We start from the raw sequence: 12,290 nt of genomic DNA, 5'->3' as shown, positions 1-12,290 counted from the left end.
TTCCAGGTCTTTGAGGCTTTGTTTCAGTGTGCGCGCAGCGGTATCAACCACGGCGTCGGCGCGGGCATAGAGCGCTTCGCGGCTCGAAAGGATGCGGCGGATGTCTTCCATCGCCTCGTCGGTCGCGCCGCGGGTCGTGTCGAAAGGCCGCATGTCGCCCTGGGCCACCACGCGGGCCATGTGTTCTTCGGGGCTGGCTTTGAGCCAGACGCAGTAAAAACGGCTTTGCAGCAAATCGAAGGTTTCGCGCTCGCTCACGATGCTGCCGCCCGTGGTCATGACAACGCCATCCGGGTGGTCTTCGGCGATGCGGAACAGCGCGCGGCGCTCATAGCGCCGGTAGCCGGCCTGCCCATGCAGCAGCAAAATTTCGTTCATGCTGGTACCGGCTTCGCGTTCAATCTCGCGGTCCAGCTCGATAAAAGGCACGCCACGCTCGGCCGCCAGCTGGCTGCCCAAGGTGGACTTGCCGGCGCCACGCAGGCCGATCAGCGCGACCCGCTGCTCGCGGCCCAATGAGTCGCTGAGGCCGAAGGTGCTGCCGAGCAGGCTGTAGGCCTGGTCCAGTTGCGAATCATCCAGCCGCGTCAACAAGCCCTGCACACGGGCCAAAGCCGGCCGCGGCGCGTCCTGCAGCAGCTCAAGGATAGAGATGTTCAGCGCGCGGGCCKCGGCTTCCAGGGAATTGATCGAAACGTTGCCCTTGCCGGTTTCCACATCGGCCAGAAAGCGTTCGCTCAGGCCAGAGTCCGACGCCAGCTGTTTGCGCGTCATGCCCCGGCGCGCGCGCCACGCACGAACGCGGGCGCCCAGTTCACTGAGCGTGGCTTTCGATTCCTGTTCGGACATGATTTCCAAGAAGCACCTGTGTAAAAAGTCGCCCTTTCAGGGCTTTGCCAGTTGCATTTCGTCTAAATTGCAGTATACTTCAGGTTAAATTGATGTCAAGCAGTTTAGTGCATCTTTTATTTGGAGACTTCTTGATGAAACTCAAAATCCTTGTAGGTACCATGACCAGTACCGCCGACTATGTGGCACAGGCCATACAGATGGATTGCGCCGACCTCGTGAGCGACATTGAAGTCGAACTGATGGACAACCTGGACATCAGCGTCTTTGATGCTTCGAAGGCGGAAGATGCACTTTATCTCATCTGCAGTTCTACCTACGGCTCTGGTGATGTACCCGACAACGCCCGTGCCCTCTACGAATCATTGAGCGCCAACCCACAATTCCTGGGGCATGTGCGCTACGGCGTTATCGCGCTCGGCGACCGTACCTATATGCAGACCTTCTGCTTCGGCGGCAAGAAGTTCGACGAACGCCTGACCGACCTGGGCGCCCAGCGCATCGGCGATATCTGGTGCCACGACGCCAGCAGCGGAACCATGCCCGAAACAGAAGGCACTGAGTGGTGCCGCCAGTGGCTCACCGGCGCACTGCAGACGCTGGGAGCAAGCCCGGCCACCGCTTGATCTGCATCATGAATTTATAAGAAATCGGCCCGTAGCGCTTGATGTGCATGCGCAAGCAGCTACCAAAATAATAGCAAGAGCAATCTGGAGACAAGCATGCAAGCAAGCAGCGCAGACCATTCGGCAAGCCCGCCACGGGTAACCATTCCGCGCAATTACAACGCCGCGCACGACCTGCTGCAGCGCAATGCCGGCCGTGCGGGCAAGGTCGCCTTCATCGATGCCACCACCGGCGAGGCGCTGACTTACGGCGAACTCATCGACCAGGCCCACCGTTTTGCCAACGCCTTGCGTGCCCAGGGGGTGGCCCCTGAAAGCCGCGTGCTGCTGGCCATGCTGGACACGCCGCAGTGGCCCGTCGCTTTCCTCGGCTGCATTCTTGCGGGTGCGGTGCCCGTGGCGGCCAACACCCTGCTCACACCTCCCGACTTCGAGTTCATGCTGCGCGACTCGCGGGCACAGGGCCTTATCGTCTCCAGTGCCCTGCTCCCGGCCTTTGAGCCACTGCTCAAAAAAATGGACACGCTAAAAACCGTGATCGTCGCCGGCATTGAAGAATCCCCGCGATATCCCACGCTGAGTGGCGTCCTGCGTGCGCAAGAAGCTACCAAAACCATAGCAGACACCTGCGCCGATGGGGTCTGCTTCTGGCTTTACTCCAGCGGCTCGACCGGTGCACCCAAAGGCACCGTACACCTGCACAGCCACCTGATCCAGACGGCCGAGCTGTATGGCCGCGGCGTGCTTGGCATCCGGGAAGACGACGTGGTGTATTCCGCTGCCAAGCTCTTTTTTGCCTACGGCCTGGGCAACGCACTGACTTTTCCCATGAGTGTGGGTGCCACCACGGTGTTGCTGCCCGCGCGGCCCACGCCTGCTGACGTGTTTGCATTGCTCAAAAAATACCAGCCCACGATTTTTTATGGTGTGCCCACCTTGTATGCGGCCCTGCTGGCCGATCCGGCCCGGCCGGCGAAGTCCGAGTTGCGCCTGCGCGTGTGCACCAGCGCCGGGGAAGCCCTGCCCGCTGAAATCGGAAAAAAATGGACCGCGCAATACGGCTGCGAAATCCTGGATGGCATCGGCTCCACCGAGATGCTGCACATCTTTTTAAGCAATCGTCCCGGCCAGGTGCGCTACGGCACAACCGGCCAGGCCGTGCCGGGTTACGGGCTGCGCATCATCGGCGACGACGGGCGTGAATGCGCCGACGGGGAAATCGGAGAGCTGCAGATCAGCGGGCCCAGCGCGGCCATCATGTACTGGAACAACCGCACCAAGACCAAAGCCACCTTTGCCGGCGAATGGACCAAGAGCGGCGACAAATACACCCGCGACGCTGACGGCTACTACACCTACGGCGGGCGCAGCGACGACATGCTCAAGGTCGGCGGCATTTACGTCTCGCCGTTTGAAGTCGAAGCCTGCCTGATGACGCACCCCGCCGTACTGGAAGTGGCGGTGATCGGCGTGGCCGACGCTGACGAACTCATCAAGCCCAAGGCCTATGTGGTGCTCAAGGCCGGGCAGGCCGCCACCGTGGACGAACTCAAGGCCCATGTGAAGCTGCAGCTTGCACCCTACAAATACCCGCGCTGGATTGAATTTGTGAGCGAACTGCCCAAGACGGCCACCGGCAAGATCCAGCGCTTCAAGCTGCGCCAGCCGCACTGACATGGAAAACCCCGGGAAGCAGGCAGCCGGAAAATACCCTGCGCCGGCGGGCCGAAAAAATGCGCAAATCGGGCACGGCTATTGCTTTAGGTGTAAACAATTTAATCTTCAATCTCGGGTTTTACACTAGGGCTGCATACACAACGCACGCTTACTATTCGTCTCACTGTCTTCAGTCTCAACCAGGAGCTATTCCATGACTTCACGCCGACTTGTATTGACCCGCAGTGCTGCCGTTATCGGTGCCGCTTCCACCGGCCTTTTGCTGCCCGAAATCGTGCGTGCGCAGTCCGCCAAGGTGCGTGTGGGTTTCATGCTGCCCTATACCGGCACCTTCGCCCAGCTCGGCGTCGCCATTGAAAACGGCTTTCGCATGGCCATCAACGAACAAGGCGGCAAACTCGGCGGCCGCGAGATCKAATACTTCAAGGTCGACGACGAGTCCGAACCTTCCAAAGGCATTGAAAACGCCAACAAACTGGTGCAGCGCGACAAGGTCGACGTGCTCGTCGGCACGGTGCACTCGGGCGTGCAGATGGGCATCCAGAAAGTCGCCCGCGACTCCGGCGTGCTGAGCCTGATCCCCAACGCCGGCGTGCACGCCGCCACGCGCAGCCTGTGCGCGCCCAATGTGTTTCGCACGTCTTTCACCAACTCGCAGCCCACGCGCGCGCTGGGCAAGGCCATGGTTGACCGCGGCCACAAAAAGGCTGTGTGGATCACCTGGAAATATGCCGCAGGCGACGAGGCCTTTGAAGGCTTCAAGGAAAGCTATACCGCTGCGGGCGGCACCATCGTCAAGGAGCTCGGCCTGCCCTTCCCGCAGGTCGAATTCCAGGCCTTGCTGACCGAAATCGCCGCGCTCAAGCCTGACGCCGTGGCCTGCTTCTTCGCCGGCGGCGGCGCGGCCAAATTCATCAAGGACTACGCCGCCTCGGGCCTGAAGGAAAAAATTCCCCTGTACGGCTCCGGCTTCCTGACAGAAGGCGTGCTCGAGGCCGCCGGCCCCGCTGCCAACGGCATCATCACGACCATGCACTACAGCGACTCGCTACCGACGCAGCGCAATGGCCAGTTCCGCCTGAGCTACGCCAAGACCTTCCGACTGCAGCCCGACGTCTACGCCGTGCAGGGCTACGACACCGGCCTGCTGCTGATTCAGGGCGCCAACGCGGTGAAGGGCGACCTGAGCAGCAAGCCGGCCCTCTACAAAGCCCTGGAAGGCGCCGTCATCGACAGCCCGCGCGGCAAGTGGACCATGAGCCCGTCGCACAACCCTGTGCAGGACATGTACCTGCGCGTGGTCGAGAACAAGGAAAACAAGGTGATTGGTGTGGCAGCCAAGGCRCTGGCCGACTCGGGCGCCGGCTGCAAGATGGCCTGAAGACGTGGCCCCCACGGTCGCTCACTTCGTGTAGCTCCCTGCCCCCCGAGGGGGCCGCCCGCCTGCGGTCTGGCAAAGCCAGTCCCGCGGCTCATGCTGGTATGAAGTCACATGGGCCGCCCCGCCTCATTCTTAGGTAAAACTGGTATGAGGTGTGCTTTCTGTCTTGTAGCATCCTCACCATGACGCTCACTACCTACCTCCTCTACGTCGCAGCAGTCGCCCTGCTGATCCTCACACCCGGCCCGACCATGCTGATGTGCATGACGAATGCGCTCAACCATGGTCCGCGCAAGGCCATGACTTCGGTGGCTGGAAGCGTCAGCGCGGTGCTGTGTGTGATGCTGCTGTCGGCCATGGGACTAGGCGCGTTGCTGGCGGCGTCTGAAACCGCCTTTACCGTAGCCAAGGTGATTGGCGCTGCATATCTGATCTGGTTGGGGATCAAGACCTTCCGCAGTGAAGCGGCTGTCTTTGATCCTGCCGCAGGTGAAGCACCAGCCCAGCGCCGTTCGTTTTTCCTGCGCGGCTTCCTGGTCGGCGCCARCAACCCCAAAGCGGTCCTGTTCTTTGCCGCGTTCTTCCCGCAATTTTTGAATCCGGCCGCGCCCTTTGTGCCGCAGTTCGCCATCCTCGCCCTCACCTTCATGGCGTTTGAGTTCACCGTGCTGACCGGCTGCGCCTTGGGCGTGGCGCGCATCGCACCGCTGCTGAGATCCAGCCGGGCCGTGCGCTGGTTTAACCGCGTTTCGGGTGGCCTCTTTACCCTGATGGGCAGCCTGCTCCTATTCACTCGCCGACATACATGAGCCCCCACGTTCGCTCACTTTGTGTAGCTCTCTGCCCCCCGAGGGGGCGCTGCGCCTGCGGCCCGGCGAAGCCGGTTCCGCGGCCCCTGCTGGCTGGCATTGCCGTCAATTCACAGTCTCCGAATTTTTAGAGCGCACATGGATCTAGCCAACTTCCTCATTCAGTTGCTCAACAGCGTCCAGTACGGCCTGCTGCTGTTCATGCTGGCCGCCGGCCTCACGCTGATTTTCGGCATCATGGGTGTGGTCAACCTGGCTCATGGCAGCTTCTACATGCTGGGCGCCTACCTGGCCTGGTCGCTCAGCACGCTGACAGGAAGCCTCACGCTGGCCATCCTGCTGGGCGCGGTGCTGTCGGTCGTCTTCGGGCTGGCTTTGGAGTGGTTGCTGTTTCGCCATTTCTACCAGCGCGACCACCTGGACCAGGTGTTACTGACCTTCGGCCTGATCTATATCTTTGAAGAAGTGCGCTCCATCCTCTGGGGCGACGATGTCCATGGCGTCACGATTCCCGACCTGCTGGGCGCCTCGATCCCGCTCACCGACAACCTCTCCTACCCGGTCTACCGCCTCTTCATGTCAGGCGTGTGCATCGCGCTGGCACTGGGCCTTCATTTCATGATCTCCAAAACCCGCCTGGGCATGAAGATACGCGCCGGCGCCTTTAACCGCGACATGGCCGAATCGCTGGGCATCAACATCAAGCTGATCCACGCCGTGGTGTTCGCGTTGGGCGTGGGCTTGGCCGCAGTGGCCGGCATGATCGCCGCGCCCGTGGCCAGCGTCTATCCCAACATGGGCTCGCAAGTCCTCATCATGTGTTTTGTGGTGGTGGTCATTGGCGGCATCGGCTCGGTGCGCGGTGCGCTGATTTCCGCCTTGCTGGTCGGCCTGGTCGATACCTTTGGCAAAGTGCTCCTGCCTTCGATGGCGGGCATGCTGGTGTATATGTTGATGGCAGGCGTGCTGCTCTGGAAACCTGAAGGTCTGTTCAAGCAATGAGCTCTGCCAAAGCAAATCTCGAAATCCTGCCGCGCGGCGTGCAGGTGGCGCTGGGCCTGGGTCTGATCGCGCTGGTCGCCTTCCCCTTCGTCGGCACCGACTTCTACACCCAGATGGTCACGCGCATGATGATCATGGCGATCTTTGCCATGAGCCTGGACCTGCTGCAGGGCGTGACCGGTCTGGTGTCGCTGGGCCACGCGGCTTACTTCGGCCTGGCCGGCTATGCGCTGGCCTTTTTAACACCCGCCGGCGAGCCTGTCAGCCTGTGGTGGACCTTGCCTGTGGCCGTGGCGGCCTCTGGCCTGGCCGCCCTCATCATCGGTTTCTTTGTAGTGCGCACGCACGGCATCTACTTCATCATGGTCACCATGGCCTTCGCGCAAATGGTGTTCTACCTCTTCTTCGACAACAAGGCGCTGGGCGGCTCTGACGGGCTGTACGTCAACTTCAAGCCGAGCGCAGCCATCTTCGGCTGGGTGCCCTTCGACCTCGACAAGAAGGTCACGCTCTACTACTTCACGCTCGCGGCCGTGCTGCTGGTTTACGCCTTCTTGCGCCGCCTGCTCTGGAGCCCGTTTGGCCGCACGCTGGCCGGCATACGCGTCAACGAGCACCGMATGCGCGCCATGGGCTTCGGCACCTTCGGCTACAAGCTCTCCGCCTYCACGCTGGCCGGCGCGCTGGCGGGTCTGGCGGGTTACCTGTGGGGTGCGCAAACGGGCTACATCAACCCCGAGCTCATGGGCTTTCACATGAGCGCGCACGCGATCATGATGGTCATTTTGGGCGGCATGGGCAATTTTGCCGGTGCCATCGTTGGCGCGTTCGCCTTTGAGTATTTGCTGCACGTCTTCAAGGACCTGCCGCAAATCGGCAGCGTCAACCTGGGCAAGCACTGGCAGCTGTGGATGGGCCTCTTTATCGTGCTGCTGGTCACGTTTGCGCCGCGCGGCATCCTGGGCTTGGTCGAAAAATTCACCCAGCGCAAGAATAAGGCGGAGGCTGGCCATGAGTGAAGTCCTCCTCAGTGCARAGAACCTGACAAAACGCTTCGGCGGGTTGGCTGCCGTCAACGACGTATCGGTCGATCTCTGGCGCAACCACATTCACGCCGTCATCGGCCCCAACGGTGCCGGCAAATCCACGCTGACCAACCTGCTCTCTGGCGACTTGCCGCCGACCTCGGGTACGGTCACGCTGGGCGGGCATGACATCACTGGCTGGACACCCGAAAAAATCTCGGGCAAGGGACTGGGGCGCAGCTACCAGAAGACCAATATCTTCCTGCCCTTCAGCGTCTGGGAAAACGTGCGGCTGGCGTCACAGTCGCGTGCGCCGCATGCCGCGCACTGGCTCAAGCGTGCCACGAACTTCGCGGCAGTCAACACCCGCGCCGAAGAAGCGCTGGAACTGGCTGGCCTGCAACACCGCAAGCACAGCATCGCCGGCACTATCAGCCACGGTGAGCAGCGTCAACTCGAAATCGCCATGACCCTGGCCACCGAGCCGCAGGTGCTGCTGCTCGACGAGCCGCTGGCCGGCATGGGTGTGGCCGAAGCCGAGCGCATGGTCGCCCTGCTGCAGGCCATCAAGAAAAACCACGGCATCCTGCTAGTCGAGCACGACATGGACGCGGTGTTCGCGCTGGCCGACAAGCTCACCGTGATGGTCAACGGGCAGGTGATCGCCAGCGGCACGCCCGCGCAAATCCGTGCCGACGCAGGCGTGCAGGCAGCGTATTTAGGCGAGGAGCACTGAGAATATGGCCCCCACGCTTTTCACTTCGAGCCTGCGGCGCGCTGCCCCTTTCACTTCACCAGGGGCTGGCCTTGCTTGGGGCGGCCCGGCGCTGCGGCCCCGCCTGGAGACCTTATGAGCATGGTTGAGAAACAGATCGACATCCTGATCGGCGCCCAGGACATTCACACCTATTACGGCGCCAGCCACGTACTGCGCGGCATAGACTTTCACGTCGCGCGCGGCGAGACCATAGGCCTCATGGGCCGCAACGGCATGGGCAAGAGCACGCTGCTCAAAAGCATCATGGGCCTCGTCAAGCCACGCTCGGGCTCGGTCGCCATCAACGGCAGGCCCATGACGGGCGCCCCGCCCTACGAAATCGCCCGCCTCGGCATCGCCTATGTGCCCGAAGGCCGCGGCATCTTCGGCAACCTCAGCGTGACCGAAAACCTCAAGATGGCGGCGCGCGCCGGCAGACCAGGAAGCGCCGCAGACGGCGTGGGCCGCAGAAACGACTGGACCTACGAGCGCGTGCTGGAGACCTTTCCGCGCCTGAAAGAACGCCTGAACCACGGCGGGCAGCAGCTTTCCGGTGGCGAACAGCAAATGCTGACGATCGGCCGCGCACTGATGACCAATCCCGACGTGCTGATCCTCGACGAAGCCACCGAAGGCCTGGCGCCGCTGATTGCGCGGGACATCTGGCGCATCTGCGGCCTGATCCGAGAGACCGGCATCAGCAGCGTGATCGTCGACAAGAACTGGAAACACGTCACCCAGATTACCGACCGCAATGTCATCCTGGTCAAGGGCCAGGTGGTATTTGAAGGCAGCTCGGCCGAGCTGCACGCCAAACCCGAACTGCTGGCGCAATACCTTGGCGTATGAGCCGGGAGTCACCATCCTGGCATGACTGAAACTTTGGCCGCCCAGAAATGTCCAAGCGCTTTTCCGTCAGTCCCTAGCCGCCGCTGCGGCCGGCTGGCAAAAGTTGGCAAGCCCAAGCGCAGGGCGCCGACGGGCGCACGCAACGCGGCGTCGGCCTGAACGCACAGTTCGCCCGGGAGCGGTCACCATGAAAGTATCACCGGCCACCTCAACGCTGGGCCTCACCGTGCTGGCCATGCTCGCCTTTGCGGGCAACTCGCTCCTGTGCCGCCTCGCACTGCGCAGCACACCGATTGACGCGGCCAGCTTTACAGCCCTTCGCATCGCTTCAGGTGCGCTGGTGCTCTGGCTTTTCATGTGGCGRCGTGGTGTCACGGCGACCGGCAACTGGCCGTCGGCCGGTGCGCTGTTCGTGTACGCTGCCGCATTCTCGCTGGCCTACGTCAGCCTGCCGGCAGCCACGGGCGCGCTGCTGCTGTTCGGCTCGGTGCAACTCACGATGCTGGGCACCGGGCTGGCCCGCGGCGAACGGCTGGACGCCAGGCAAAGCGCCGGCCTGGTAATTGCCGTGGCGGGCCTCATCGCGCTGTTGCTGCCCGGCGCCGCCGCACCAAGCTTGCCATCGGCCTTGCTGATGTTGCTGGCCGGCATGGCATGGGCGGTGTATTCGCTGCGCGGAAAACACGCCGGTGATGCGACGCAGGCCACCGCAGGAAACTTCCTGCGCGCCACACCACTGGCACTGTTGTTGGCCTGTTTGATGTTCCCGCAACTGATCTGGGACATGCGCGGGGCGGCGTATGCGGTGACCTCTGGTGCGATCACTTCCGGGATGGGCTACATCATCTGGTACGCGGCGGTGAGGCGGCTTCCCGCCACTACGGCGGCCTCGGTACAACTTTCAGTGCCGGCCATTACCGCACTGGGCGGCATCGTCTTTCTTGGAGAGCCGCTGGGCTGGACGCTCGCCGCTAGTTGCACGGCCATTCTGGGCGGCGTCGCGCTGGCCGTGCGCCCTTCGCCACCCAAAAGCTAAAGCAGCGAACGCAGCTCCCTCGCGGCATCCAGCAGCAAGGGCAGCAATTCGCGCCGCATGGCCTCCGGCCTCAGCCGCTGCGGCGACGACACCACATTGAGCGCGGCCACCGTGTGCCCCTGCATGTCACGCAGCGGCACGGCCAGGGCGTGCACACCCAGTTCATGCTCTTCACTGGCCACGCAGTAGTCGTCAAGCCGCACCTGGTCAACAAGGGCGCGTAGTTTGCGCGGATCGGTCGTCGTGTGCAGGGTCAACCGCGCCAGGTTGCCTGTGTCGGTCCTGGCTTTCAGCCATGCATTGAACCCGGTTTTAGTCTTGGCAGCCAGCAGCACGCGCCCGGTGGAAGTCGCATGCGCCGGCAGGCGCGCACCGAGGTGCAAGCCGTAAGCCAGCACGCGCGCCGGCGTCGCCCTGCCGCTGTCTGCCGGTGACTTCCACTCAAAACCGCTGCGGCCAATGATGACAATCTCGTCGCCGTCCAGCACTGCGACGGAAAACGACTCCTGCGTTTGYGCGGCCAGCCGGTTCAGCGCGGGTTGAACAGCGCGCGGCAGGCGTGCGGTGGCCAGGTAGCTGCCTGAAAAGCGCAGCACCTTGGCAGCCAGCCAGAAATAGCTGCCGTCGGTTTCCAGGTAACCCAGGTGTGTGAGCGTGAGCAGGTGGCGGCGCGCGGCCGCCCGCGTGATGCCCGCGCGTTCCGCCGCCAGCGTGGCGTTCAGGCGCTGGCGCTGCGTGTCAAAACTCTCGAGCACGGCCATGCCTTTGGCCATGCCTTCAATCATGTCGGGCTTGGCGATCGGGAAAGCGCCGGTTTTCAAAGCGGTTTTTGAGATGACCATTGCGCGATCATCGCACAAGTGAGCCGGACATCGTGCAAAGCCGCGGCCACGCGCTGGGCGCGGCGCACGCAGCCGCATAACCTTCTCGCTTGGGGCACATTGCCCGACAAATTGAACGGAGACACCATGCGCGTACAGGTAGCCATCGTGGGCGGCGGCCCCGCCGGGCATTTGCTGGGCCAGCTGCTTCATAAGGCCGGCATCCATGCCATCGTGATTGAGCAGCGCAGCAAAGAGTATGTGCTGGGACGCATACGCGCAGGCGTGCTGGAGCAAGGTACAACCGACCTGCTTGACGAGGTCGGTGTAGGCGGCCGCATGCACAAGGAAGGGCTCGTGCACGGCGGCTTTGCCCTCGGCTTTGGCGGCACCCATCACCGCATTGACCTGCAGCAGCTGACCGGCGGCAAACAGGTGATGGTCTACGGCCAGACCGAAGTCACGCGCGACCTGATGGACGCGCGCGCCGCAGCAGGCCTGGCAACCGCGTATGAAGCCGAAAACGTGAGCCTTCATGACTTTGACGGGCCACACCCCAAGGTGCGTTATGTGCAGCACGGCGTGGCGCACGAAGTGGAATGCGACTTCATCGCCGGCTGCGACGGTTTTCACGGCGTGAGCCGCGCCAGCGTGCCGGCCAATGCGCTGCAGACCTTTGAGCGCGTCTATCCCTTCGGCTGGCTGGGCGTGCTGTCAGAGACGCCGCCCGTTTCCCACGAACTCGTCTACAGCAACCACACGCGCGGTTTTGCCCTGTGCAGCATGCGCAGCCACACCCGCAGCCGCTACTACGTGCAATGCCCGCTGGACGACAAGGTGGAGAACTGGAGCGACGACGCCTTCTGGGACGAACTGCGCCGCCGCCTGGCGCCCGAGCTGGCGGAAAGCCTGGTCACAGGTCCCTCTATTGAAAAAAGCATTGCGCCGCTGCGCAGCTTTGTCGCCGAGCCCATGCGCTTCGGCCGCCTCTTCCTGGCAGGCGACGCGGCCCACATCGTGCCGCCCACGGGCGCCAAGGGTTTGAACCTGGCGGCCAGCGATGTGCGTTACCTGGCACGCGCGCTGACAGAGTTTTACGACGGTAGCGAGGCCGGTATCAACAGCTATTCAGACACCTGCCTGCGCCGCGTCTGGAAGGCTGTGCGTTTTTCCTGGTGGTTCACGTCACTCATGCACAAGTTTCCCGATGCAGGCGGCTTCGGGCAAAAGCTCCAGGAGGCAGAGCTGGATTATTTGATCCATTCGCAGGCCGCTTCAACGGCGCTGGCTGAAAACTACGTGGGCCTGCCGCTTTAAGCAGCCTTTTTCTGCGGGCCTTTTCCTTTTGTCAGGCCGTGCTCGCCGCACTGATCGCCTGCCGGGCCCATACCAGCAACTGCGCCGGGTCATCGAGCAGCTCCGCTGGCGCGGCGTAGTACTTGCGCACCTGCACCACAC

The 12,290-nt window shown here is 62.8% G+C and carries 12 protein-coding genes and 1 pseudogene; 11 read left to right on the top strand and 2 right to left on the bottom strand.

The genetic code is table 11. The annotated features are described in order from the left end of the window. A partial coding sequence (locus AC1DWI_RS03280; protein WP_477724364.1) for a helix-turn-helix transcriptional regulator occupies nucleotides 1-849 on the bottom strand: 849 nt, incomplete at its 3' end. A gap of 134 nt (nucleotides 850-983) precedes the next feature. On the opposite strand from AC1DWI_RS03280, the gene AC1DWI_RS03275 reads away from it, so the two are divergent. The 10 genes and pseudogenes from AC1DWI_RS03275 to AC1DWI_RS03230 all read left to right on the top strand — a co-directional run bounded on the left by AC1DWI_RS03275 (nucleotide 984) and on the right by AC1DWI_RS03230 (nucleotide 10,011). Continuing rightward, nucleotides 984-1,475, top strand: coding sequence for a flavodoxin domain-containing protein (locus AC1DWI_RS03275; protein WP_457280740.1), 492 nt, complete (start codon nucleotides 984-986; stop codon nucleotides 1,473-1,475). Nucleotides 1,476-1,571: 96 nt separating this feature from the next. Beyond that, complete coding sequence (locus tag AC1DWI_RS03270) at nucleotides 1,572-3,149, top strand: benzoate-CoA ligase family protein (RefSeq protein ID WP_477669409.1); 1,578 nt, start codon at nucleotides 1,572-1,574, stop codon at nucleotides 3,147-3,149. A gap of 196 nt (nucleotides 3,150-3,345) precedes the next feature. Next, nucleotides 3,346-4,533 carry an ABC transporter substrate-binding protein gene (locus AC1DWI_RS03265; RefSeq protein WP_477724363.1) on the top strand — a complete coding sequence of 396 codons (1,188 nt, stop codon included), beginning with the start codon at nucleotides 3,346-3,348 and terminating at the stop codon, nucleotides 4,531-4,533. Between the two features lie 182 nt (nucleotides 4,534-4,715). After that, nucleotides 4,716-5,342: a LysE family translocator gene (locus AC1DWI_RS03260; RefSeq protein WP_477724362.1), complete on the top strand. Its 627-nt coding sequence runs from the start codon at nucleotides 4,716-4,718 to the stop codon at nucleotides 5,340-5,342. A 138-nt stretch (nucleotides 5,343-5,480) separates the two neighbouring features. Beyond that, entirely contained in the window at nucleotides 5,481-6,344 is an 864-nt protein-coding gene (locus tag AC1DWI_RS03255; protein ID WP_477669408.1) for a branched-chain amino acid ABC transporter permease, read from the top strand. Continuing rightward, the gene (locus tag AC1DWI_RS03250; protein ID WP_477724361.1) at nucleotides 6,341-7,363 is read left to right on the top strand and encodes a branched-chain amino acid ABC transporter permease; all 1,023 of its coding nucleotides are present in this window, start codon (nucleotides 6,341-6,343) and stop codon (nucleotides 7,361-7,363) included. Before AC1DWI_RS03255 ends, AC1DWI_RS03250 begins: the two co-directional genes overlap by 4 nt. Beyond that, nucleotides 7,356-7,874, top strand: a pseudogene (locus AC1DWI_RS03245) (ABC transporter ATP-binding protein); the annotation flags it as partial. The gene AC1DWI_RS03250 and the pseudogene AC1DWI_RS03245, both read left to right, overlap by 8 nt. A 15-nt stretch (nucleotides 7,875-7,889) precedes the next feature. Next, entirely contained in the window at nucleotides 7,890-8,105 is a 216-nt protein-coding gene (locus AC1DWI_RS03240) for an ABC transporter ATP-binding protein C-terminal domain-containing protein (RefSeq protein ID WP_477673711.1), read from the top strand. Between the two features lie 114 nt (nucleotides 8,106-8,219). Further along, nucleotides 8,220-8,975: an ABC transporter ATP-binding protein gene (locus AC1DWI_RS03235; protein ID WP_477669405.1), complete on the top strand. Its 756-nt coding sequence runs from the start codon at nucleotides 8,220-8,222 to the stop codon at nucleotides 8,973-8,975. A gap of 187 nt (nucleotides 8,976-9,162) precedes the next feature. Next, the gene (locus tag AC1DWI_RS03230; RefSeq protein ID WP_477669404.1) at nucleotides 9,163-10,011 is read left to right on the top strand and encodes a DMT family transporter; all 849 of its coding nucleotides are present in this window, start codon (nucleotides 9,163-9,165) and stop codon (nucleotides 10,009-10,011) included. Here AC1DWI_RS03230 and AC1DWI_RS03225 read toward each other — a convergent pair. Further along, nucleotides 10,008-10,853 (bottom strand): IclR family transcriptional regulator domain-containing protein, encoded by an 846-nt coding sequence (locus AC1DWI_RS03225; RefSeq protein WP_477669403.1) that lies wholly within the window; start codon nucleotides 10,851-10,853, stop codon nucleotides 10,008-10,010. The two genes, AC1DWI_RS03230 and AC1DWI_RS03225, sit on opposite strands and share 4 nt — an antisense overlap. A 126-nt stretch (nucleotides 10,854-10,979) precedes the next feature. Here AC1DWI_RS03225 and pobA point away from each other — a divergent pair, with 126 nt between their 5' ends. Further along, nucleotides 10,980-12,149 carry a 4-hydroxybenzoate 3-monooxygenase gene (gene pobA, locus AC1DWI_RS03220; protein ID WP_477669402.1) on the top strand — a complete coding sequence of 390 codons (1,170 nt, stop codon included), beginning with the start codon at nucleotides 10,980-10,982 and terminating at the stop codon, nucleotides 12,147-12,149. Nucleotides 12,150-12,290 lie beyond the last annotated feature (141 nt).

This window comes from Polaromonas sp. P3_C2, from assembly GCF_056402675.1.
This window is presented reverse-complemented; position numbering and strand designations above follow the sequence as displayed.